This is a genomic window from Streptomyces capparidis (assembly GCF_054782095.1).
The window spans coordinates 111,141-131,726 of the sequence record NZ_BAAGTD010000013.1 but is presented as its reverse complement, the minus strand read 5'-3'; the positions used below and the strand labels follow the sequence as shown (position 1 = coordinate 131,726).

General features: G+C 73.9%; 24 protein-coding genes. 14 read left to right on the top strand and 10 right to left on the bottom strand.

What is annotated here, in order from left to right:
• Window positions 1-9 precede the first annotated feature (9 nt).
• The gene (locus tag ACYVO2_RS13510) at window positions 10-708 is read left to right on the top strand and encodes a hypothetical protein (RefSeq protein WP_461007986.1); all 699 of its coding nucleotides are present in this window, start codon (window positions 10-12) and stop codon (window positions 706-708) included.
• Here ACYVO2_RS13510 and ACYVO2_RS13505 read toward each other — a convergent pair.
• From ACYVO2_RS13505 to ACYVO2_RS13495, 3 genes are read right to left on the bottom strand one after another with little or no spacing between them, the layout of a single operon-like run.
• Window positions 705-1,982 carry an NAD(P)/FAD-dependent oxidoreductase gene (locus tag ACYVO2_RS13505; RefSeq protein WP_461007985.1) on the bottom strand — a complete coding sequence of 426 codons (1,278 nt, stop codon included), beginning with the start codon at window positions 1,980-1,982 and terminating at the stop codon, window positions 705-707. The two genes, ACYVO2_RS13510 and ACYVO2_RS13505, sit on opposite strands and share 4 nt — an antisense overlap.
• Before the next feature lie 3 nt (window positions 1,983-1,985).
• Window positions 1,986-3,557, bottom strand: coding sequence for a multicopper oxidase family protein (locus tag ACYVO2_RS13500; protein WP_461007984.1), 1,572 nt, complete (start codon window positions 3,555-3,557; stop codon window positions 1,986-1,988).
• Entirely contained in the window at window positions 3,554-3,961 is a 408-nt protein-coding gene (locus ACYVO2_RS13495) for a hypothetical protein (protein ID WP_461007983.1), read from the bottom strand. The genes ACYVO2_RS13500 and ACYVO2_RS13495 overlap by 4 nt, the downstream gene beginning before the upstream one ends.
• An 80-nt stretch (window positions 3,962-4,041) precedes the next feature.
• On the opposite strand from ACYVO2_RS13495, the gene ACYVO2_RS13490 reads away from it, so the two are divergent.
• Window positions 4,042-4,944, top strand: a complete 903-nt coding sequence (locus tag ACYVO2_RS13490; protein ID WP_461007982.1) for a LysR family transcriptional regulator — start codon at window positions 4,042-4,044, stop codon at window positions 4,942-4,944.
• Between the two features lie 193 nt (window positions 4,945-5,137).
• Window positions 5,138-5,989: a phosphotransferase gene (locus tag ACYVO2_RS13485; RefSeq protein WP_461007981.1), complete on the top strand. Its 852-nt coding sequence runs from the start codon at window positions 5,138-5,140 to the stop codon at window positions 5,987-5,989.
• 72 nt (window positions 5,990-6,061) lie between these two features.
• Here the strand turns inward: ACYVO2_RS13485 and ACYVO2_RS13480 are convergent, their stop codons facing one another.
• A complete protein-coding gene (locus ACYVO2_RS13480) occupies window positions 6,062-6,964 on the bottom strand; it encodes a LysR family transcriptional regulator (protein WP_461007980.1) in 903 nt (300 codons plus the stop codon).
• A gap of 113 nt (window positions 6,965-7,077) precedes the next feature.
• Here ACYVO2_RS13480 and ACYVO2_RS13475 point away from each other — a divergent pair, with 113 nt between their 5' ends.
• Together ACYVO2_RS13475 and ACYVO2_RS13470 are read left to right on the top strand one after the other, a co-directional pair.
• Complete coding sequence (locus ACYVO2_RS13475) at window positions 7,078-7,383, top strand: hypothetical protein (RefSeq protein WP_461007979.1); 306 nt, start codon at window positions 7,078-7,080, stop codon at window positions 7,381-7,383.
• A gap of 13 nt (window positions 7,384-7,396) precedes the next feature.
• A complete protein-coding gene (locus tag ACYVO2_RS13470; protein ID WP_461007978.1) occupies window positions 7,397-7,747 on the top strand; it encodes a DoxX family protein in 351 nt (116 codons plus the stop codon).
• Between the two features lie 105 nt (window positions 7,748-7,852).
• Here ACYVO2_RS13470 and ACYVO2_RS13465 read toward each other — a convergent pair whose 3' ends face one another.
• Window positions 7,853-8,209: a peptidoglycan-binding domain-containing protein gene (locus tag ACYVO2_RS13465; protein ID WP_461007977.1), complete on the bottom strand. Its 357-nt coding sequence runs from the start codon at window positions 8,207-8,209 to the stop codon at window positions 7,853-7,855.
• Between the two features lie 327 nt (window positions 8,210-8,536).
• Here ACYVO2_RS13465 and ACYVO2_RS13460 point away from each other — a divergent pair, with 327 nt between their 5' ends.
• On the top strand, window positions 8,537-8,974 hold the full coding sequence (locus ACYVO2_RS13460; RefSeq protein ID WP_461007976.1) for a DoxX family protein: 438 nt from the start codon (window positions 8,537-8,539) through the stop codon (window positions 8,972-8,974).
• Window positions 8,975-9,017: 43 nt separating this feature from the next.
• Window positions 9,018-9,242, top strand: a complete 225-nt coding sequence (locus ACYVO2_RS13455) for a DUF4287 domain-containing protein (protein WP_461007975.1) — start codon at window positions 9,018-9,020, stop codon at window positions 9,240-9,242.
• 295 nt (window positions 9,243-9,537) lie between these two features.
• Here the strand turns inward: ACYVO2_RS13455 and ACYVO2_RS13450 are convergent, their stop codons facing one another.
• Window positions 9,538-9,996: an Lrp/AsnC family transcriptional regulator gene (locus tag ACYVO2_RS13450; RefSeq protein WP_461007974.1), complete on the bottom strand. Its 459-nt coding sequence runs from the start codon at window positions 9,994-9,996 to the stop codon at window positions 9,538-9,540.
• Window positions 9,997-10,148: 152 nt separating this feature from the next.
• Between ACYVO2_RS13450 and ACYVO2_RS13445 the strand changes: the two genes are divergently transcribed.
• On the top strand, window positions 10,149-11,270 hold the full coding sequence (locus ACYVO2_RS13445) for an IS630 family transposase (protein ID WP_461007973.1): 1,122 nt from the start codon (window positions 10,149-10,151) through the stop codon (window positions 11,268-11,270).
• Window positions 11,271-11,329: 59 nt separating this feature from the next.
• Here the strand turns inward: ACYVO2_RS13445 and ACYVO2_RS13440 are convergent, their stop codons facing one another.
• Complete coding sequence (locus ACYVO2_RS13440) at window positions 11,330-12,118, bottom strand: hypothetical protein (protein WP_461007972.1); 789 nt, start codon at window positions 12,116-12,118, stop codon at window positions 11,330-11,332.
• Window positions 12,119-12,400: 282 nt separating this feature from the next.
• On the opposite strand from ACYVO2_RS13440, the gene ACYVO2_RS13435 reads away from it, so the two are divergent.
• Both ACYVO2_RS13435 and ACYVO2_RS13430 read left to right on the top strand, forming a co-directional pair.
• Window positions 12,401-13,555, top strand: a complete 1,155-nt coding sequence (locus ACYVO2_RS13435; protein ID WP_461007971.1) for a Glu/Leu/Phe/Val dehydrogenase family protein — start codon at window positions 12,401-12,403, stop codon at window positions 13,553-13,555.
• 4 nt (window positions 13,556-13,559) lie between these two features.
• Window positions 13,560-13,913, top strand: a complete 354-nt coding sequence (locus tag ACYVO2_RS13430) for a VOC family protein (protein WP_461007970.1) — start codon at window positions 13,560-13,562, stop codon at window positions 13,911-13,913.
• Window positions 13,914-13,928: 15 nt separating this feature from the next.
• On the opposite strand, the gene ACYVO2_RS13425 is transcribed toward ACYVO2_RS13430, so the two are convergent.
• Window positions 13,929-15,485 (bottom strand): alkaline phosphatase D family protein, encoded by a 1,557-nt coding sequence (locus ACYVO2_RS13425; protein WP_461007969.1) that lies wholly within the window; start codon window positions 15,483-15,485, stop codon window positions 13,929-13,931.
• A 164-nt stretch (window positions 15,486-15,649) separates the two neighbouring features.
• Here ACYVO2_RS13425 and ACYVO2_RS13420 point away from each other — a divergent pair, with 164 nt between their 5' ends.
• Both ACYVO2_RS13420 and ACYVO2_RS13415 read left to right on the top strand, forming a co-directional pair.
• Complete coding sequence (locus ACYVO2_RS13420) at window positions 15,650-16,255, top strand: TetR/AcrR family transcriptional regulator (RefSeq protein WP_461007968.1); 606 nt, start codon at window positions 15,650-15,652, stop codon at window positions 16,253-16,255.
• Window positions 16,252-16,926: a hypothetical protein gene (locus ACYVO2_RS13415; RefSeq protein ID WP_461007967.1), complete on the top strand. Its 675-nt coding sequence runs from the start codon at window positions 16,252-16,254 to the stop codon at window positions 16,924-16,926. The genes ACYVO2_RS13420 and ACYVO2_RS13415 overlap by 4 nt, the downstream gene beginning before the upstream one ends.
• Here the strand turns inward: ACYVO2_RS13415 and ACYVO2_RS13410 are convergent.
• Window positions 16,832-17,767, bottom strand: coding sequence for an SDR family oxidoreductase (locus ACYVO2_RS13410; protein ID WP_461007966.1), 936 nt, complete (start codon window positions 17,765-17,767; stop codon window positions 16,832-16,834). The two genes, ACYVO2_RS13415 and ACYVO2_RS13410, sit on opposite strands and share 95 nt — an antisense overlap.
• Window positions 17,768-18,039: 272 nt before the next feature.
• Here ACYVO2_RS13410 and ACYVO2_RS13405 point away from each other — a divergent pair, with 272 nt between their 5' ends.
• A complete protein-coding gene (locus tag ACYVO2_RS13405; RefSeq protein WP_461007965.1) occupies window positions 18,040-18,570 on the top strand; it encodes a GNAT family N-acetyltransferase in 531 nt (176 codons plus the stop codon).
• 431 nt (window positions 18,571-19,001) lie between these two features.
• Window positions 19,002-19,304 carry a maleylpyruvate isomerase N-terminal domain-containing protein gene (locus ACYVO2_RS13400; RefSeq protein WP_461007964.1) on the top strand — a complete coding sequence of 101 codons (303 nt, stop codon included), beginning with the start codon at window positions 19,002-19,004 and terminating at the stop codon, window positions 19,302-19,304.
• A gap of 221 nt (window positions 19,305-19,525) precedes the next feature.
• Here the strand turns inward: ACYVO2_RS13400 and ACYVO2_RS13395 are convergent, their stop codons facing one another.
• Window positions 19,526-20,506, bottom strand: coding sequence for an aminoglycoside phosphotransferase family protein (locus ACYVO2_RS13395; RefSeq protein ID WP_461007963.1), 981 nt, complete (start codon window positions 20,504-20,506; stop codon window positions 19,526-19,528).
• Window positions 20,507-20,586 lie beyond the last annotated feature (80 nt).

Below are 20,586 nucleotides of genomic sequence, written 5' to 3'. Positions count from 1 at the left end.
GGGGGAGCAGTGGAACAGCCTGGTACGCCTTCTGCCGCCGGAGCGCCGGGACCGGCCTGGTCCCAGCTCGACGAGCACCTGTGGCACACGTGCGACATCGTCGCCGACGTGATCGAGGGGCGGCTGGACCGGCGCCCGCTCACCCCCACCTCCGCCCGGATCGACCCCGGCGACCGCGTGCTCGCCGTGGGACCGGGCGAGCGGCTGACCTGGCGGGGCATCGGCAACGGCAGGTACACGCACACCAGCGTCGTCGCCGTCGGCAGCCCGGGGTTCGTGGTCGGCAGCGTGGTCGGCAACGCCCTCGGGAACGTGGCCCGCCGCAAGGCCGCCGAGTCCGCCGCCGCGCCGCGGTGGGTGGTGGAGGGAGCGGGCGAGGTCACGGTCACCACGCGGAAGATCTACCTCGCCCATCCGGTGCACTGGCTCGACCTCGTCTACAGCGGTCTGAGCACCATCGATCTCGCCGCGCCCGACATCTTCCAGACCAGCTTCCACAACACCAACGGCGGCGGCGAGCTGACCGTCCTGGTGCGCACCCCCTGGGCGTCGCTGCTGTTCGTCATGGCGGCGCTCGCGGCGTTCCCCGCCCACCCGAGGCTGCTGGGCCGCGGGTGGCTGCCGCCGGACTTCGAGCAGCGGTGCGCCGCCCTGGGCTGGCCCTGCCGCCCGGCGCCCGCCCTGGTGCTGAACCGCGTCGCGGGCTAGGGCCTGTCGTCGAATCCCCGTCGTCGCCCGGCGTACTCCTCGAGCGAGAAGCCGCGGCCCGACGCGGTGCCGGGGTCCAGCGGCGTTCCCTCGGCGAGCAGGGCGAGGGCGGCCGCGTGGTCGCCCGCCCGGTTCACCGACTCGACCGCGACCAGCCGGTCCCCGCGGAAGCGCAGCACGGAGAACGCGTCCGGCCACGGCCCGAGGACGACCTCCGTGTCCCCGTCACCGGCGAGACCGGCGACCCGCAGGGTGGAGGTGAACTGGTCGCTGCCGCGGCGGGGCGGGTCGGCGTGCGGCCGGTCGGCGCCGGTGAGCCGCTCGGCGACCACCCGGGCGTGGCCGGCGGCGTCGTACGCCGACGCAGGCCGTACCCGCCGCCCCGCGGCGGGGTGGGGGAGCGCCGCGCAGTCGCCGACCGCCGAGACGGCCGGGTCGCGGGTCCCGAGCCGGTCGTCGACGACGACGCCGCCCTCCACGTCCAGCCCGGCGGCCCCGGCCAGCTCCGTCCGCGGCTCGGATCCCGCGCCGACCAGCACCAGGTCCGCCGGGAGCAGGCGTCCGTCGGACAGCTCCACCGCGGCGACGGTTCCCGTCCCGCCGTCGAGGAAGCCGGAGACCGTCCGGCCGAACAGCAGCTCGTTGCCCCGTCCGCGGTGCAGCCGGGTGAAGTGCTCGGCCGTGCGCGCCCCGACGACCTGCGCCAGGGGACGGTCCAGGGCCTCGACCACGGTCACCGCGCACCCGAGCCCGCGCGCCGCGGCGGCGACCTCCAGACCGGTGCGGCCCGCGCCGACCACGACCACGGCGGCGGCCCGCCGCAGTCCGGCGCGCAGTGCCCGGGCGTCCGCCAGGGTGCGCAGCGTGTGCACGCCGCGCAGGCCGCTCCCGGGCACCGGGAGGGTCCTGGCGCGCGCCCCGGTGGCGAGCACCAGGTGGTCGTAGCCGAGGACGGCGCCCCCGGCTAGCCGCACGGTGCGGGCCGCCCGGTCGATCGCCGTGACGGGCTCGGTGAGCACGTGGATCGACCGCCGCGCGTAGTACTCGGACGAGTGCAGCCGCAGCATGTCCTCGTCCACCTCGCCGGTGAGGTACCCCTTCGACAGCGCGGACCGCTCGTACGGCGCCGTCCGCTCCTCGCCAGCCAGGACGATCCGCCAGGGGTACCCGCGCTCGCGCAGCGCGACGGCCGTCCCGACCCCGGCCGGCCCGGCGCCGACGACGACCACGCCGGCCGACGCCCCGGTCCCGGTGCTCCTCAGTGGTGTCCGCATGGGTCACACCACCTCGAAGTTGGCCATCATCGCCATGTCCTCGTGCTCGGCGTTGTGGCAGTGGAACACGTAGCGCCCGCGGTAGCCGTCGAACCGCGCGATGACCTCCACCGACTGGCCCGGGGTCAGGTCGACGGTGTCCTTCAGGCCGCCGTCGAACGGCCCCGGGGGGCGACCGCGGCGGGAGAGGATGTGGAAGCCCACCAGGTGCAGGTGGACCGGGTGGTGCAGGTCGGCGACGAACCGCCAGATCTCCACGTCGCCCAGTCGCGGCCTGGCCGCCATCCGGTCCGGTGAGAACGGTTCGCCGTCGATCACCCAACCCGGGTGCCCGTGGACGTGGCCGCCGTGGAAGGAGAACTCGCGGGTCGTGGCGGCCTGGGAGCGGGTGAGCGGCTCGATCTCGCCTAGCCTGCGTGGGATCCGGCTCGCGTCGGGCGCGCGGCGGGCGACGACGAACCGCATGACGCGCGCGGTCGACCCGGTGCCGAGGCGGTTCACGAGCGTGACCCGGGTGCCGACCGGATAGCGGCCGAAGTCGACGACGACGTCGTACCGCTCCGCCGGGGCGAGCGGGATGTGGTCGTGGCGGCGCGGCGCCCGGAGGAGCCCCTGGTCGCTGCCGATCTGGACGAACCCGCGTCCGCCGGGCGGCGGCGGGTCCAGCGCCAGGTCGTAGCGGCGGGCGTTCGAGGCGTTGAGGACGCGGAGCCGGTACCGGGCCGCCGCCACCTCGTGGACCGGCCACGGCGCGCCGTTGACGAGGATCACGTCGCCGAACACGCCCTCCACGTACTCCGCCGCCACGCCCGGCGTGGTGCGCAGGGTCGGGTCGAGGGAGGGGTAGGCGAACGCGCCGTGCTCGTCGAAGGCCCGGTCGGCGATCATCAGCGGCAGCTCGCGGTCCCCCGCCGGGAGGTCCAGCGCCGCCTCCTCGTCGTCACGGACCAGGTGGAAACCGGCCAGGCCCCGGTACACGGCCGGACCGGTGAAGTCCATCCGGTGGTCGTGGTACCACAGCGTCGCCGCGCGCTGCCGCAGCGGGAAGACGTAGTCGCGGGAGCCGTGCGCGACCCGGGCCCGGGCATCGTGCATCCCGTGCCCCGCGTGCCCCGCGTCCCACCCCGACACCGGCATGACGAGGTCGGTCGGGTAGCCGTCGGAGTCCGCGGGCGTCCGCCCGCCGTGCAGGTGCACCACGGTCGGGACGGGGAGCTCGTTGCGGTGGCGGACCACCGCCGTCCGGTCCCGCCGCGACTCGATGGTCGGACCGGGGAAGATCCCGTCGTACCCCCAGATCGGCGTCCTGACGCCGGGGAGGATCTCGGCCGTGGCCTCCCGCTGGGTGATCGTGTAGTGATCGGCCCCGCCGGTCCCGCGCGGGCGGAGCACCGGCGGGATCGGCAGCGGCACCCGGAACGGCTCCGGCAGCGGGACCTTGCTGCGCAGCAGCTCGCCCGTGCCCTGCCCGCCCCCGCGGACCAGCCGCGGGCCGGCGAGCCCGGCGGTGAGGAGGACGCCGGCGCCTCCGGTCAGCCCCAGGAACGTCCGCCTGGGCAGGCTCCGCCCGCTCATCGGCCCACCCGCCGCGTCTGCGGACGCCACACGGCGACGGTGGTCAGCGCCATCGCGGTGACGAGCGCGACCCCGAGCGGTATGTGCAGGTCGAGGGCGCCGGCGAGCCCGGCGAAGTACTGCGCGGTCTCTCCGGCGGCGATGAGCACACTGACGCCCAGCAGCCAGCTCGGTCCGCGGACCAGCCACAGGACCAGGGCCGCCAGGACCTGCGCGTACCCCAGGGACGCCACCACGTCGGCACCCCACCGGTGCGGCCAGATCATGTCGTAGTCCCCGCTCAGATAGCCGCCGGCGAACACCGGCTGACCGGTGATCGCGACGGCGTGGACGCTCACGAGCACCCGGTTCACCAGCAGCGCCCGGTCCACCCGCCGGTTGCGCGTAATCACGGTTCCACTCACGCGACCGACCGTAGGTTTCGCCGTCTTATGCTGTCCAAGACAAGATCCGTTATTTGTTCATAACAGGTGAGGCATCAGCGGTGGATCTCCTGGCGCTCCGGTACTTCCAGACGGTGGCCCGGCTGGAGCACGTCGGCCGGGCCGCGGACCAGTTGCGTGTCGCCCAGCCGTCACTGAGCCGGACGCTGGCCCGGCTGGAGAACGACCTCGGCGTGCCGCTGTTCGACCGGCATGGGCGCCGGATCCGGCTCAACCGGTTCGGCGCCGCGTTCCTGCGCCGCGTCGACCGGGTGCTGGCCGAACTCGACGACGCCCGGCAGGAACTCGCCGACGCCGCCGGCCTGGGCCGCGGCACCGTCGCCGTCGCCAGCGAGACACTGCTGACCCTCACCGACGTGCTCCGGTCCTTCGTCGCCGACCACCCGCTGGTGGACGTGCGGCTGTTCCAGTCGTCGTCGGCGGGGATGGTGGAGCAGCTCCGTGACGGCCACATCGACCTGTGCGTCGCCTCGCAGCCCCTGCCCGGCCCGGACATCCGCAGCCGCGTCCTGCTGGACGAGCCCGTGCTGCTGTGCGTGCCCGCCGGACACCGGCTCGCCGAACGCCGCCACGTCGGCATCGCCGAGCTGGCCGGCGAGCCCTTCGTCACCACCCGGCCCGGCTACTGGCAGCGCACCCTCGCCGAGCGCCTGTTCGCCAACGCCGGCCTGGAGCTCCGCGTGGTCTGCGAGGGCGACGAACCGGGCGCGACCGGAGACCTCATCGGCGCCGGCCTCGGCGTCGGGCTCGTACCGGCCTTCGCCCGCCAGGCCGACACCCGCGCCAGCGTGGCCTGGCTGGACGTCGACGAACCGGACTGCCGCCGCGTCCTCAGCGTGGCTTGGCGCCCCGACACCTACCTCTCGGCCGCCGCCCGGCACTTCCGCGACCACATGATCGACCACTTCCGCACCCACTTCCCGCCGCCCGTCCCACGGCGGTGACGCCCGCGAACGGTGCGTCCGCGCAGGCCGCGGCAACCGGGCCCCGCCCGTCCCCGCGACCCTCGGCTCGTCACAGGAGGCCGCCCTGTCCCGCGGGCCCCTCATCGACGACTTGGTAGGGTGCGCGGGTCGCGCCGCTCGGGGAGCCGGGGCGGCGCTCGAGGGAGATTCGAGGGAGAGGGGCCGGGCGACGATGCAGACGGCGGAGGTCCCGCGGGCGGTGGCCGCGGCCATGTCGATCGCCTCGTCACTCGGCCTGGCCGCGGACGACGCGATCGTTCTGAACGACTCCAACAAGCTCACCCTTCGTCTGCTGCCCTGCGACGTCCTGGCCCGGGTGGCACCCGCGGCGCAGCAGGTCGCGCTGTTCGAGGTGGAGCTCGCTCAGCGGCTCGTCGCAGCCGGGTGCCCTGTGGCCGCTCTCGACCCCCGGGTGGAGCCGCGCGCCCATGAGCGTGACGGCTTCGTGGTCACGCTGTGGACCTACCACGAACCCGTGGCGCCCGCAGGGGTCTCACCGGCCGACTACGCCGACGCGCTCACGCAACTGCACGCCGGCATGCGCACGCTCGACGTCCCGACGCCGCACTTCACGGATCGGGTCGAGCAGGCCCGACGACTCGTGGCGGACCGCGACCGCACCCCGGCGCTCGCCGAGGCGGACCGGGAACTGCTCGGCGACACACTGCGGAACCTGGGACGCGCGATCGGCGAGCGCGGCGCGGCCGAGCAACTGCTGCACGGCGAGCCGCACCCCGGCAACCTGCTCACCACGGCGAGCGGGCCGCTGTTCATCGACCTCGAGACGTGCTGCCGCGGCCCCGTCGAGTTCGACCTCGCCCACGCGCCCGAAGAGGTCGCCGCGCACTGCCCGGGCGTCGATCACGACCTGCTGCGCGAGTGCCGGATCCTCGTGCTGGCGATGATCACAGCGTGGCGCTGGGACCGGGACGACCAGCTCCCCGACGGGCGCCGACTGGCCGCGGAGTGGCTCGGGCGGATCCGCGCGGCACTCGATCGCGGCGGCCCGGACGCCCATGGCTGACCGAGGACCGGCGAGGCCGTAGTCGGCGAGCGCCGATCCGCGTCGCGACCGGGCCCGACGGCCTCCGGCGCGTCACCGGCCGTCGCGCCGCCGGGTGCGCACGCAGCAGCGGACGAAGTCCCGGACGACGGGGTTGGCGTCGTCGGCCGGTGACCAGGCGACGCCCGTCCCGGTGGGGCTGACCCCGCTGACGGGGCGGTAGGTGATGCCGGGGCGGGCGTAGTAGCGGGCGGCGGACTCGGGGGCCAGGGCGATGCCGTAGCCGTTGGCGATCGCGCTCAGCCAGTCGTCGGGCTGTTCGGCGACGGCGCCGATGCGGACGGGGCGGCCGTCCCGTTCGTCGGCGGCCAGCCAGTGGTCCCGCCAGGTGCCGGTGTCGGCGGGGGCCGCGACGAACGGTTCGTCCCACAGGTCAGGGAAGGGGATCACCTCGCGCTCGGCCAGCGGGTGCGCGGTGGGGAGCGCGACCCAGCGGGGCTCGGCGAACAGGGGCTCCACCCGCAGGGCGTCCTGGCCGGGGAAGGGGAGCCGGAGCAGGGCGGCGTCCACGTCTCCCGCGGCGAGCCCGGCGGTGGGGTCGGACCATGCGGCCTGCCGCATGTCCACGCGCCAGTCGGGCCGGCGGCGGGTGAAGTCCGCGATGATGGCCTGGGTGGCCTCGTTGGCGGCGCTGCCCAGGTAGCCGACGCGGAGTACGCGCTCCGCCCGGCCGGCCGCGCTCCTGGTCTCCCGCGCGGTCCTGTCCCAGTCGGCCAGGAGGGCGGGCGCGAGGCCCGCCAGGACCCGGCCGGGCTCGGTGAGCGCCATACCGGCCCGCGACCGGGTGAACAGCCGCACGTTGAGCAGCGTCTCGAGCTGCTTGATCTGCTTGGTGAGCGCCGGCTGCGACACGAACAGCCGTTCCGCGGCGCGAGTCAGGCTGCCCTCCTCCGCCACGGCCACGAAGTAGCGCAGCAACCGGGTGTCCACATCCATGCCGCCAGGTTATGGAAGCACGTATTGGACGCCCAATCGCCCCTCGCAGGAGGCTTCCGGGCAGTGGGCGGGCAACGGCCCGCCCCCCTCACCCGATCCACGGGAGGACCCCCATGACTGTCCTGATGATCTCCTACGACGTGGCCGAGGAAGGCGTCCCCGAAGTCACCGAGGCGATCGAGGCGGCCTTCGCCGAGGTGGCGGCCCAGCGGCCGGACGGCATCCGGTACGCCTGTCTGCGCCGGGCCGGCGGCAACGAGTTCGTCGCCCTGCTGGGGCTCGACGAGGGCGTCGAGAACCCGCTGCCCGGCATCGCCGCGGCGCGGCGGCTCCAGGCGACCGTGGCCAAGTGGGCGGTGGGCCCTGCCCCGACACCCCGGCGGCTCACCGTCGTCGGCGACTACCGCCTGCTCGGGTGAGGGGGTCCGGGGCATGTTCCTCGCCTATGTGGTGGTCACCGTCGCCACCATCGCGGCCAACGCCGGTATCGCCGCCGCGGACTTCTCGCGGGCGAGGTTCGTCCTCGCCAACTCCGCCGAAGTGGGCCTGTCGCCGACTTGGATCCCATGGCTGGCCGCGCTGAAGGCCGCGGGCGCCGCCGGGCTGCTGCTGGGGCTGCTGGGCGCGCGGCTCGTCGGCGTGGCCGCCGCCGCCGGGCTCGTGCTGTTCTTCCTCGGCGCCGTCGCGGTCCACGTGCGCTGCCGCGTCTTCCACAACATGGCCTTCCCCGGGGGCTACCTGGCGCTGGCCATCGGCTCTCTCGCCCTCGCCGCCGCCCGGTAGCGGCACGATCGGCCCCGGCGGGGCGCCGCCCGCCCGGCGGCCGCGAGCGCCGGCCGGCCCGACCGTCCGGGGCCGGGCGGTCGGGCCATCCCCCCCGCGTGGTGCTCAGAAGCGCAGCCAGTACCAGGTCCTGGGACCCACGATCCCGTCGACGGCGAGTCCGTACTCGGCCTGAGCGGTGCGGACCGCGCTGCGGGTGGAGGCGCCGAAGACCCCGTCCACTCCGGAGGAGCCGATGTTGAAGCCCTTGAACTGGAGCAGGCACTGGGCTTCCTTGACCGTGTCGCCCCTCGCGCCGTAGGAGATGGTGGGCGGGGTCTCCCGGTCGTCGTAGCGGCAGTAGACCGTGCCGGGGATCGCCCCGGTGCTGGCCGCGGTCGGGGCGGTGGCCGCGGCGGTGGTGCCGGCCGCGAGTGCCGTGGTCACGAGGACGGCGGCGGCGAATCGACGGAAACGGTTCATGTCATTCCCCTTCGGTCGGGAAGCGTCGGCTGGGAGTCCCTCCGCCGTGAGCGGCCGGGGCCAAGACCCCTGGAACGCTCGGGACGAGCCGGCCGGCAGGGGACCCACGGCTTCGATTCCAGCAGCCGCCCGGTTGTTCAGTAACCCGCCTCACCAGCGTGAACAATCCGCCGCCGCACCCGCCGACCAACCCCCGCCCCGCCCGTCCGGGACCCGCGTGACGGCTCGCGGCGGGGAATCCGGCCGGGAGCGATGAATCTCGCCCGCGGCCGTCGTCATACAGGTGACCGCGCTCGCCGCACCGCTCGCCGACCCCGGAGGAACCCCATGGCCACCGCCGCCGCCACCACCGCCAGCGCCGCCCCGTCCCCGGCGCTCTCCCGCCGGACCCAGGCCGTGCTGTGGACCACCCAGATCGTCCTCGCCCTGTTCTTCGCCGTCGCCAGCGGCGTTCCGAAGCTGGCCGGGGTGGCGGCCGCCGCCGAGTCCTTCGACCGCATCGGCTACGGCGACTGGTTCATGTACCTGGTCGGCGGGCTGGAGGTGGCCGGCGCCGTCGGCCTGGTGCTGCCACGCCTGGCCGGACTCGCCGCCCTGGCCCTGACCGGGCTCATGGTGGGCGCCGAGATCTTCATGTGGGCCTACCTCGACACCACCTACTGGTACACCCCGCTCGTCTTCGCCGTGATCCTCGGCTGGGTCGCCCACGCCCGCCGCCACACCACCGCCGAACTGGGCCGGCACCTGCTGCGCCGCACCCGCTGAACCCGCCGCCCACCGCCCGCCCGCACCCGGCAAGGAGACCGCCGTGACCGCGTCGCCCGCCCGCCCCAAGGGCCCGGCCGGCTACTTCCCCTCCATCGAGAAGAAGTACGGCCACCCCATCGCCCACTGGCAGGACCTGATCCGCTCGTCCCCGCTGACCCGCCACTCCGAACTGGTCGCCTGGCTCAAGACCGAACACGGCCTGGGCCACGGCCACGCCAACGCCCTCGTCGCCCACAGCCGCGCCCAGGACACCGCCAACGGCTGACCCCCGCGTCCGCACACCCGGCCCCCGGGGTGCGGGCGCGGGCGTCTTCCCTGCTCGGAGGGCCGTGCCCGGGGCCCCATCTCCGGCTGGATGATCACACGAAGGTGGGGAGCGGCACCCACCCCTTCGAGCCCGCCTCGTTCGACGTCGTCCTTCGGTGGCCGCCCTGCACCCCATGGGGGGTACCGCAGCCACCTGCCGCCGAGCCGCCCTCGAACGGCTCGCGTGCCGGAGATGCTCGCGACGTCCGGGACGTCGAACCGGCGATCGCGCCCCGGTCGTTCCCGGCGGGCCGTCAGGGGGTGAGGGGCGGGAGCACCCGGTTGTGGGTGTGCTGGTAGATGACGGAGGTGCGGAACCCGACGACTTCACGGCGCTCGGTGAACTTGTCCATGAGGAAGCCGTGGAGGTAGTCCACGCTGGGCACGGAGACGTGCACGATCATGTCGTCGCCGCCGGTGACGACATACACCGTGCTGACCTCCGGCAGACCGGCGGCATAGGTCTTGAACCCCTCGATGACCGCCCGGCTGAGCGGGCGGATCTGGAAGTGGACGAGCGCCTGGACGTGGCGGTTCAGGGCGGCCGGGTCGATCGCCGCGTGGTAGCCGGTGATCACCCCTCGGGCACGCAGCGCGCGGACGCGTTCGAGACAGGTCGAAGGGGCGATGCCGAGGGCGCGGGCGATGTCGCGGTTGGTCTGCCGCGCATCGCGCTGCAAAAGCCGGACGATCGCCGAATCAAGTTCGTCCATGCGGCGAGTATGCCCCCCACGCCGATTTTCGTTCGGCGGGAGGCCGCGGGACCCGTCGCAACGGCTAGTGCTCTGACCGGGAAGGTTCGCCGGGTTGGCGGTTGGAGCGGTTGGATGGGCGGTGACGTCCGTTCCGACCGCTGGGAGGTGTGGTGGCTGAGCCTGTGCGGGTGCGCAGACTGACCGATCAGGAAGGGCAGAGGCTTCAGCAGATCGTGCGCCGGGGCAGTACCAGCTCGGTGCGCTATCGCCGGGCGATGATGCTGCTGGCCTCAGCCGGCGGGAACCGCGTTCCGGTGATTGCCCGGCTGGTCCAGGCCGACGAGGACACGGTCCGGGATGTGATCCACCAGTTCAACGAGATCGGCCTGGCCTGCTTGGACCCTCAGTGGGCGGGAGGTCGTCCCCGCCTGCTCAGCCCTGACGACGAGAACTTCGCCATCCAGACGGCCACCACCCGCCCCCGCAAACTCGGCCAGCCCTTCACCCGCTGGTCCATCCGCAAACTCGCCGCCTATCTGCGCACAGTCCACGGCAGGGTGATCCGCATCGGCCGCGAGGCCCTGCGCTTACTGCTCGCCCGCCGCGGGATCACCTTCCAGCACACCAAGACGTGGAAGGAGTCCACCGACCCTGACCACGACGCCAAGCTGGACCGCATCGAGCACGTCATCGAGCGCTTCCCCGACCGCACGTTCGCCTTCGATGAGTTCGGCCCGCTGGGCATTCGCCCCACGGCCGGATCCTGCTGGGCCGAACGAGGCCGCCCCGACCGCATCCCGGCGACCTACCGACGCACGCACGGTGTCACCTATTTCCACGGCTGCTACTCCGTCGGTGACGACACCCTCTGGGGCATCAACCACCGCCGCAAGGGCACGGCCAACACTCTCAAGGCGCTGAAGTCGATCCGGGCCGGCCGCCCGGACGGCGCCCCGATCTACGTGATCCTGGACAACCCCTCCGCGCACAAAGGCGCGAAGATCCGCCGCTGGGCGGAGAAGAACAAGGTCGAGCTGTGCTTCACCCCGACCAACGCCTCCTGGGCCAACCCCATCGAGGCGCACTTCGGACCGCTGCGGCAGTTCACCCTCGCCAACTCCCACCACCCCAACCACACCATCCAGACCCGCGAGCTGCACGCCTACCTGCGCTGGCGCAACGCCAACGCCCGCCACCCCGACGTACTCGCCGCCCAGCGCAAGGAACGCGCCCGCATCCGCAGCGAGAAGGGCATCCGCTGGGGTGGCCGACCCCTCGCACCCGCAGCCTGACCAACCAGCAAAACTTCCCGGTCACCGCACAAGCACTTCGCCCACCCCATTTGCTCAAGTCAAGGAGCCGTCCGGGGGAGGCAGTCCGGAGGAGCATCGAGGACTTCGAGGTCGCCCGCCTCGCCGAGGGCAGCTACGACTGCGGTCATATCCATGCCGTGGACAGCGATGTGCACACCATCCAGGGCCGGGTGCTCGATCTTGTGGATGGCAGTACGCCCGTCCTCGGTAATCCAGATGTCCTCGTACCAGTCGGAACGGGTATCACCTGCGACCTCGATGAACCAATCATCGTCCCAACTACATGCAGCGATCGCCTTCGAGGCGTCCGACCCGCGCAACCAGGTGACCGGGCGCGGGATCTGCCGCCCGCTGACTCCTGGCCGTGCCGTAACCCAATCGTCGCCGTCGTCCACCCGTGCCTGGGGCTGGAGCACGTCGGCAAGCTCCCTCTCCTCCACCTTCCGCACGATCGGCGGGCCCGCCAGATCGGCCGCGACCTGCAATGCATACTCGGCCAGGCCACGCACCTTCTCATCATCGACCATGGTGGCGCGTTGCAGCAGGTCCAGGCTCTCCTGCTCGATCGGGCCGCCACCAACCGCCATGGCGAGGGCCACCATGAGCTGGGAGTCGCCGTCCGGTTCCGCGTCGATCTGGGCGCGGATCATCTGCTCGCTCCACCCGTGCAGCCGGTCACCTACCACCTGGCGGATCGCGACGGCGTCCTCGGGAACTGCGGTACGCACCAACACGGCCTTGACCGGCACCTCCACAGCCTGCGCCTCAATCAACAGGTCACCGGTCTCATCGGAGTAGAGCGTGGCCAACACCTCGATGCCGAACATGCCGCTGGCGTACTCCGAGAACTCCTTACCTGACGCATCAGCCACGGCCTGGAGCAATTCCGCGTCTACTTTCGCGTCATGTGGCACAACCAGCGCGCACCGAACCCTCGCCATGCGCGACCTCCTCCGTACTCAGATCATCGGCCCGAAACAATGACTGCGACGCGCCACCACGGTTATGCGGTTCCGCCAGGCCTGTTGCTCACATCCGACTGGCACTGGCGCCAACGACGCGACCAGTAACCCGGCAAACCTTCCCGGTCACGGCACTAGCTTCACCCCATGACAGCCGTACTTCCGCAAGCCCTGTCGCCCGCCGTCCCGGAACCCTCGCACGAACTGGTCCAAGTCGTGCGCGGTCGCCGCAGCGGCCTGCCGATCTGTGTCGCGATCCACTCGACCGCCCTCGGCCCGGCGGCCGGCGGGTGCCGGATCGCCCACTACGCCGACCCGGCCGACGCGATCGCCGACGCGCTGCGGCTGGCGGCGGCGATGACCGAGAAGAACGCCCTGGCCGGCCTGGAGCACGGCGGCGCGAAGACGGTCGTCGCCCTCCCGGCCCCGGCCCGGCCGGCCGGCGCCGAGCGCACCGCGCTGCTGCACGACGTCGGCGACGTGATCGAGTCGCTCGGCGGCCGCTGCATCGCGGGCCCCGACGTGGGCAGCGGCCCGGCCGACATGTCCGTGATCGGCGAACGCACCCGGCACGTCTGCTGCCGCCCCGTCGAGGACGGAGGCAGCGGCGACTCCTCCCTCCACACCGCGCGCGGCACCCTCGCGGCACTGGGCGCGGTGGCCGAGGAGCTGTTCGGCTCACCGGAGCTCGCCGGCCGCACCTTCTGCGTGATCGGCCTCGGAGCGGTCGGCGCCCATGTGGCCCGGCTCCTGGACCGGGTCGGCGCGCGGCTCGTCGTGACCGACGTCGACCCGGGCGCACGCGGCCCGGCCGAGGAACTGGGCGCGACCTGGGTGGACCCGGACGACGCCCTCACCACCGAGGCCGACGTCCTCGTGCCCGCCGCGCTCGGCGGCCTGCTGACCGCCCGCACGGTGCCGCTGCTGCGGTGCGCCGCCGTCGCCGGCCCGGCCAACAACCAACTCGACGAACCGGCCACCGCCCGCCTCCTCGCGGAACGGGGCATCCTCTGGGCGCCGGACGTGGTCGTCGGCTCCGGAGGAGTCATCCACGCCACCGGCGTCGAACTCCGCCGCGAGACCGAGGAACGGCTCACCGAGCGCATCCACGGCATCGCGGCCACCCTCCGGCAGGTCTTCCACGAGGCCCGCACCCACCGCACCACGCCCGCGCCGGCGGCTCGGCGGCTCGCCGAGCGGCGGGTCCGCGTGGCACAGTCACCCCCGGCCGACGTCACCGCGCGGCCGCCGGCCCCCCGGGCACCGGCAGCACAGGCGACCGCGACAACACAGGAGTGCTGACACCATGGCGAACCGCTGGGTCGGAGTGACCGTCGACTGCGTGGACGTGGAACGGGTGGCGGGCTTCTGGAGCGCGCTGCTGAACCGCCGCCAAGGGCCGTCGCAGCCCGGCTGGATCTACCTCGGCGACCTGCACGACCCGCAGCCCCGCCTCGTCTTCCAGCCCGTGACCGAGCCGAAGCAGGGCAAGGTGCGCCTGCACCTCGACGTCGCGGTCGACGACATCGACGAGGGCATCGCCCAGGTCATCGCCCTGGGCGGCCGGTTCACCGGCGAGCGGCACGAGTACGACGAGGGTGTGGTCGTCGTGATGGCCGACCCCGAGGACCACGAATTCTGCCTCTCCCAGTACTACTGACCCCCGCCCCGGCCCTCACGCCCGCTGCAACCCCGCCCGTCCCGCCTCCACCACGAATCGGGCCCGGGTCTCCAGGGGCGCACCCGGCCTGGTCACATACGGGACGACCCGGTAACTGGTGGTCCAGGCCGCCTGGTCGACGTCGCAGCGCAGGTAGCCGCGGCGGTTGAGGGCGTAGCGCAGGTGCGGGTTGGACGGCAGGGTGCCGGACGGGCCGTCGCCGCCGTCGCGGCCGGAGCTGATGGACGTGCAGACGAAGTCGGCGGCCACCGGGGCGGCGTCCGGGTCCTCCATGTCCAGGGTGAGGTCGTGGGCCATGTGCCAGTGGACGTCGCCGGAGAGCACGGCCACGTTGGCGATCCCACGTTCGGCCACGAACCGGAGGATGCGCCGGCGGGCCTCGGGGTAGCCGTCCCAGGTGTCCATGGAGCGGCGGCGGACGGCGGGGTCGTTGTCCAGCTCCCACTGGCCCATGGGGACCTGCTGGGGAATCGCCTTCCAGGTGGCGGTGGAGGCCGCGAGCCGGCCGAGCAGCCAGCGTTCCTGCTCGGGCCCGAGCATGGTGCGGCCGGGGTCGTCCCACTCGTCGCACACCGGCTTGTTGAAGTCGCCGCACGCCTGGTCGTCGCGGTACTGCCGGGTGTCGAGCAGCAGCAGGTCGGCGGTGCGGCCCCAGCGCAGCCCCCGGTACATCAGCGCGTGCGGGCCCTTCGGCATCTGCGCGCGGCGGACCGGCAGGTGCTCGTAGTACGCCTGGAAAGCGGCGGCGCGGCGGGCGGCGAAGTCCGGGGTCGGGGTGGGGCGGCCCACGGGTTCGGTCATGTCCGCCCAGTTGTTCACCACCTCGTGGTCGTCCCAGGTGGGCAGGAACGGGAACTGCGCCGACGCCAGTTGCAGGTCGGCGTCGAGCCGGTAGACGGCGTGGCGGTGCCGGTACTGGTCCAGGGTCATGGGCTCGAAGTCGCCGTGCGGCCGCACCACCCCGGCGGTGAACCACGAGTCGGGGTCCTCGTAGATCCAGTCGCCGAGGAAGGCCACCAGGTCGATGTCCTCCTCGGCCAGGTGCCGGTACGCGGTGTAGTGGCCGTCCGTGTAGGACTGGCAGCTCGTGGCGGCGAACCGGAGCGGGCGCCGCGCCGAGGGCGGCGGAGCGGTCCTGGTGCGGCCCGCGGGGCTGACGTGCCCGCGGGCGCGGAACCGGAAGTGGTACCACCGGTCGGGGGCCAGCCCTCGCGGCTCCACGTGCACGCTGTGCCCGAGTTCGGGCCGCGCCCACGTGGTGCCCGAGGCCGCGATCCGGCGGAACGCCTCGTCGTGCGCCATCTGCCACTGCACGGGCACCGGCCGGGACGGCATCGAGCCGGGGTCCAGCGGGTCGGGGGCCAGCCGGGTCCACAGCACGACGCTGTCGGGCAGCGGATCGCCGGAGGCCACGCCCAGGGTGAACGGGTCGCCGAAGCGCCCCACGGGCCGGGCCGCCGCCGCCCCGGACAGGGCGAGCGCGCCGGACAGCCCGACGGCGCCGCCGAGCAGCGAGCGACGGGACACGACGGACAGGGATCGGCTCCGCACCACGGCCTCCTGGGTTCTGCGGGGTCGCGGGGACGCTAGCGGGCGACGACGTACGGAAGAGATCCGCGCGGTGAACTCTCGGTTCGGGCGCGATCACCCCGGCCTCGGCGCCGCCCGCGGCGCGGCCTCGGCACCGGATTGAACATCCGTTTAGTATGCTGAACATGCGTTCAAACATCGATGGGCGGTCCACCCCCGCGGTGATCCGGGACGAGGCGCTGCGCTTGTTCGCGGCGCACGGCCCGGACGCGGTGACGGTGCGGCAGATCGCCGCCGCGGCTGGCGTCTCCCCGGGGCTGGTCGTGCACCACTTCGGCTCCAAGGAGGGCCTGCGCGCGGCTGTCGACGGCCATGTGTCGCGGGTGATCGGGGAAGTGATCGGCGAGCTCGCCTCCGGTCCGGGGCCCACCGGCCTGCTGGTGGAGGGCATCGTGCGGCGATTGCCAGCCGGCTCGCCGATCCCGGCGTACCTGCGTCGGTTGCTGCTGACCGACGACGAGACCGGGCGGCGGCTGTTCCGCGCCCTGTACGACGTCGCTCGGGCGCACCTGGACCGGGCGGCCGCGACGGAGGCCGCCGACCCCGGCGCCGACCCGGCCGTGCGTGCCGCCTTCCTGCTGGTCAACGATCTGGCCGTGCTGCTGCTGCGCACCCATCTGACCGATGTGCTGGGCGTGGACCCGCTGTCCGCCGAAGGGCTGGGGCGCTGGGTTCCCCAGGCGCTGGCCGTCTACGCCGAGGGGACGCACCCGGCGGGAGGCGCCCAATGACGGCCCGGCCGAGCTGGTTCTTCGGCACCGGCGCCACCCGCTCGGAGCGGGCCCTGGCCTGTCTGGCCGGGCTGCTGGGTGTCGCGGCGGTGGCCGTCGCCTCGCGGGACCTCCCGTGGCCGTGGTGGATGCGGCTTCTCGCGGCCGTCCTGGTGTTCGACCTCGCCGGTGGCGTCGTCGCCAACGGCCTGGACGCCGCCAAGCGCTTCCACCACGGACCGCTGCCCCTGCCCCCGACGGCGGTGAACCGGTTCCTGCACCACGGGGTCGGGTTCGCCGCGGTGCACGTCCAGCCCATGGTGATCGGGCTGGTGTTCGGCGGCCCGTGGTGGTGGGGGCCGCTGTGGTACGGCTGGGCCCTCGCCGGTGTCCTGCTGGTCCGCCGGACACGGCCGTACCTGACCCGCCCGGTCGGGCTGCTCGTGGTCCTGGCCGGTGTGCTGGTCGCCCCGTCGCTGCCGGCTCCCGCCGGGTTCGCCTGGATGCCCGCCGTGCTGCTGCTCAAACTCGTCCTCGCCCACGCCGTGCCCGAGCGGCCGTGGGGAGAACCGGCGCTCGGGCCCGACGGGGCGTCCGTCACCGGTACCCGGTCGCGTCCGCCGGCCTGCCGGCGTCCTGGACCTCGACCAGGTAACGCCAGCAGTCCGGGCGCGAGCCGTCCAGATCGGTGAAGCCGTACTCCCGCGCGAGCTGTCCGCTGGACAGCGACTGCCCGTTCCAGCGCGCGACGTCGGTGTCGCCGGCCAGCGCCGCGACCGCGCGCCCGACGTACGACGGGGTCTCCGAGATGCAGAAGTGCGGCACCGTGGCCAGCGCGTCGCGCCAGTTGTCCTCGGTGACGCCGAACGTGTCCAGCATCATCTCCGAACGCATCCAGCCCGGGGTGAGCGCCACCGCCGTCCCGCCGTGCGGCCCGAGCTCGTGGGCGAGCGCGAACGCCATGCGCAGCACGCTGTTCTTGACCAGGTCGTAGAAGTACGAGTTGCGGTAGTGCGCTCCGTTGTACTCCGACGTCCCGTCGGTCATCTCGACCACGAGCCCGCCCGGTCGCCGCACCAGCAGCGGCAGCGCGAAGTGGCTGGTGATCGCGTGGGTCTCCACGCCGAGACGGAGCAGCCGCAGCCCGTCGTCCAGGTCGTGCTCCCACACCGGCCGGTCGAACGCGAACAGCCGCTCCCCGCCCCAGACGTCGTTGACCAGCACGTCGAGCCGCCCCTGCTCGGCGTCGATGCGCTCGGTCAGCGCACGGACCTGCTCGGGCACCAGGTGGTCGGTGGGCACCGCGATGCCGGTCCCACCCGCGGCGGTGACGAGTTCCGCGGTCTCCTCGATCGTCTCGGGCCGGTCGTACTCCGAGCGCCGTTCCCGTGTCGTGCGGCCGGTGACGTAGACCGTCGCACCCGCCGCGCCGAGCTGGACGGCGATGCCGCGCCCTGCTCCCCGGGTGGCCCCCGCGACCAGCGCGATCCTTCCGCGGAGGTCCGGTGTCGATGTGTCGGGCATGAATCGCATGGAGTTCCTCGTCTGTCTGTGCGGCCCGGTCCACGCCGCCGTCGGCGCCGACCGGTGACACCAGGCTCCACCCGAAACCCGACACCGTGTGTCGTCTTTCTTCAGCCGTCTCACGGACGCCGGGGAACGGCCGAGCCGTTCATCCCGCACATCACGGGCGGACGGCGCAACCCGCGGCCACCTGCCGGTCCGGACCCTCCGCCGACCGCTCCGCCGACGCGACGCCGGGCGCGGGTGGGGTGGGGGTGGGGGAGGGGTGCCATGATCACCGTGTGCACGACCTCGACTTCCGCCTCGCCACCGAGGCCGACCTGGCCGCCGTCGTCCGCCTGCGGGACGACGCCGCCCGCTGGATGCTCGCCCGGGGCGTCACCGGCCAGTGGCGGCCGGGCGAGCTGGACGAGGACCACTTCCGCCGGATCACGGCCCGCGGCGAGGTGTGGCTCGCGGAGGCCGGAGGGCGGGTGGCCGGGGCCTGGGAGCTGTGGTGGCGGGACGAGGACGCCTGGGGGCCGCAGCCGCCGGTGGCCGGCTATGTCCACCGGCTGATGGTGGACCACGCCTGCGCCCCGCCGGGGACGGGGCGGCTGCTGCTCCGCGCCGCGGAGCGCCGGGTGGCCGCGGCGGGCCGGACGTTCCTGCGCCTGGACTGCCTGGCCGGCAACGCGCGCCTGAACGCGTACTACCGGGACGCCGGCTACCGGGTCGTCGGACGGAAGGAGGGAAAACCCCAGCCGGGGGGTGCGCCCAAGTCGTTCACCCTGCTGGAGAAGGCCCTCCGGCCGTGTGGCGGCGAGGGGTGAACGGCCCCGGCGCTGGCCCGGGCCGGTGCCGGTGCCCCACACTGCGGTGGTGACTTCCCGCCGCCGTCTGGGCACCGGCCCGGCCCCCGCCGCTCCGTCCGTGCCCCGCCCCCGCGTCCCGCTCGCCGCGGAACGCGTCACCGCCCCGCCGCTGCCGCCGACCCCGGTCGGCGACGGGACCGCGGCACCGGCGCGCCGCCCGCTCGGCGCGGGCGCCACCGACCCCGACCGGGAGCCCGGCCAGCACGGCGCCCCCGCCGCTCGTCACGGCGTGTCCACGGGCCGTGGGCCACTTCTCGGACCGACCCGGTGACCGCCACCCTCGCCCGCCACCCGGACAGCGAGGACGGCATGTCCCTGGTCCGGCACCCCGCCGGGCCGAACGGGCCCGACCCATGACCCGTGGTGCTGGAAGCGAGAAGAACCAGCTCTTGGACTTGCGCACCGCCGGCGGTGATCGTGGAGGCACGGACCTCACGAGCCTGATCGCCGCCGAACGCCGGGAGATCGCCGAGGTATTGGACGGCCTGACGCCGCGGCAGTGGGACGCGCCGAGCCTGTGCACGGGCCGGCGGGTGCGCGGGGTCGCGGCCCACATGTCGATGGGCTTCCGCTGCTCCGTGCCGCAGGTGCCGGCGCGGCCGGTCCGCTCCCGCGGCAGCCTGCACCGGATGACCGATCGGCCGGCCCGCGAGGACGCGGCCGCCGCGCCCCCGGCCCGGCTCGCCGCCTGACTGCGGGACAACGCGCACCACCCCCGGTCGGCGGCCCCGTCTCCGCGCTGGGCCACGACGTGGTGCACGGCCCGGACATCACCGTCGCGCTCGGCCTGGACCGCCGGGTGCCCGTGGACCGCCTGCGGGTCCTCCTCGACCATGTGACGCACCGGAGCGCCAGGTTCTTCGGAGCCGACCCGAAGGGCGTGCCGGCAGGACCCCCGCGGCGGGGTGACGAGTCACCCGCCCGGGCGCCGCCCGACCACCCCATGGCCGCCGCCCGGGCCGCGGGGCGGGCGTGTGTGCAGGGCTTGCGCGATGGCGATGGCGGACGGTGCGAGCGCGGTGCTGCCGTCCTCGATGTCCCACAGCGAGTTCTGGAGCAGCCGCCCCATAGTCCAGCCGGCCGCCCGCGCGCGGTCCAGGCCGAGCACCTCGGTGAGCAGGTCGAAGCGACGCCGCACCACGCGTGCGGGATCGCCCTTCGCGACGACGTCGTCCCACCGGCTGTCCAGGGCGGGCCACAGGTCGAAGCCGGGGTCCCCCGCGAGCGGCTCGGGGTCGATGGCGAGCCACGGCTCACGTTCCGCGGCGAGGACGTTGCCGTAGTGCAGATCCCAGTGCAGCATCCGGTCGCCGGGCTCGCCGACCAGTTCCGCCACCGCCGACGCCCAGCCGCGCAGGAGCCGCCGGTCGGCCGGATCGGCCAGAGCCGTGACCGCCCCCGGAACCTGCCGCAGCATCCCGGTGGCGATGTCACCGAGACCGCGCAGTCCCTCCGGCGCGGGGACGGAGACCAACCGCGCCTGGAGGCCGGCGAGGATGCCCATCGCCACGTCGTCGTCCTCGATCGAGGCCAGGGTCCTGGACCCGTCCAACCGCTCCAGGAGCATGGCGCCGCTCCCGGGATCGTGGTCGAGCAGCCGCACCACGGCCGCGCCGTTCCAGGTGCGCAGCCCGATCAACGCCGCGGTGGTCTCCTCCCTGGGCATCTGGAGCCTGAGGACCGCGCGCGTACCGTCCTCCCCGCGCAGCACCGGCAGGACCAGTGAGGCCTCTCCGCTCCCGGGCTCACCGTCCCGTCGCAGCCCCCAGCGGTCCAGCAGCTCCCCGGCCAGGGCGGGCAGCGCGGCGATCCAGGCCCTCCCTTCCTCGCCGAAGGCTCTGGCGTACGACTCCGCCAGGAGCTTCGGGACCTCGACTGCTCTCGCCGTGCTCATACCGGGACTCCTTCGACGGCCGACGGCCGCAACCTACCCCAGCCGGCGGACGGCCCCGCCGGCCGCGGACCGGCACCGCC

Excerpts from the sequence above, each read along its gene's own strand:
- ACYVO2_RS13505 (WP_461007985.1), bottom strand. The coding sequence starts at position 1,982 with ATGCGGACACCACTGAGGAGCACCGGGACCGGGGCGTCGGCCGGCGTG.
- ACYVO2_RS13500 (WP_461007984.1), bottom strand. The coding sequence starts at position 3,557 with ATGAGCGGGCGGAGCCTGCCCAGGCGGACGTTCCTGGGGCTGACCGGA.
- ACYVO2_RS13485 (WP_461007981.1), top strand. The coding sequence starts at position 5,138 with ATGCAGACGGCGGAGGTCCCGCGGGCGGTGGCCGCGGCCATGTCGATC.
- ACYVO2_RS13480 (WP_461007980.1), bottom strand. The coding sequence starts at position 6,964 with ATGGATGTGGACACCCGGTTGCTGCGCTACTTCGTGGCCGTGGCGGAG.
- ACYVO2_RS13475 (WP_461007979.1), top strand. The coding sequence starts at position 7,078 with ATGACTGTCCTGATGATCTCCTACGACGTGGCCGAGGAAGGCGTCCCC.
- ACYVO2_RS13470 (WP_461007978.1), top strand. The coding sequence starts at position 7,397 with ATGTTCCTCGCCTATGTGGTGGTCACCGTCGCCACCATCGCGGCCAAC.
- ACYVO2_RS13465 (WP_461007977.1), bottom strand. The coding sequence starts at position 8,209 with ATGAACCGTTTCCGTCGATTCGCCGCCGCCGTCCTCGTGACCACGGCA.
- ACYVO2_RS13460 (WP_461007976.1), top strand. The coding sequence starts at position 8,537 with ATGGCCACCGCCGCCGCCACCACCGCCAGCGCCGCCCCGTCCCCGGCG.
- ACYVO2_RS13450 (WP_461007974.1), bottom strand. The coding sequence starts at position 9,996 with ATGGACGAACTTGATTCGGCGATCGTCCGGCTTTTGCAGCGCGATGCG.
- ACYVO2_RS13440 (WP_461007972.1), bottom strand. The coding sequence starts at position 12,118 with ATGTTCGGCATCGAGGTGTTGGCCACGCTCTACTCCGATGAGACCGGT.
- ACYVO2_RS13435 (WP_461007971.1), top strand. The coding sequence starts at position 12,401 with ATGACAGCCGTACTTCCGCAAGCCCTGTCGCCCGCCGTCCCGGAACCC.
- ACYVO2_RS13430 (WP_461007970.1), top strand. The coding sequence starts at position 13,560 with ATGGCGAACCGCTGGGTCGGAGTGACCGTCGACTGCGTGGACGTGGAA.
- ACYVO2_RS13420 (WP_461007968.1), top strand. The coding sequence starts at position 15,650 with ATGCGTTCAAACATCGATGGGCGGTCCACCCCCGCGGTGATCCGGGAC.
- ACYVO2_RS13415 (WP_461007967.1), top strand. The coding sequence starts at position 16,252 with ATGACGGCCCGGCCGAGCTGGTTCTTCGGCACCGGCGCCACCCGCTCG.
- ACYVO2_RS13410 (WP_461007966.1), bottom strand. The coding sequence starts at position 17,767 with ATGCGATTCATGCCCGACACATCGACACCGGACCTCCGCGGAAGGATC.
- ACYVO2_RS13395 (WP_461007963.1), bottom strand. The coding sequence starts at position 20,506 with ATGAGCACGGCGAGAGCAGTCGAGGTCCCGAAGCTCCTGGCGGAGTCG.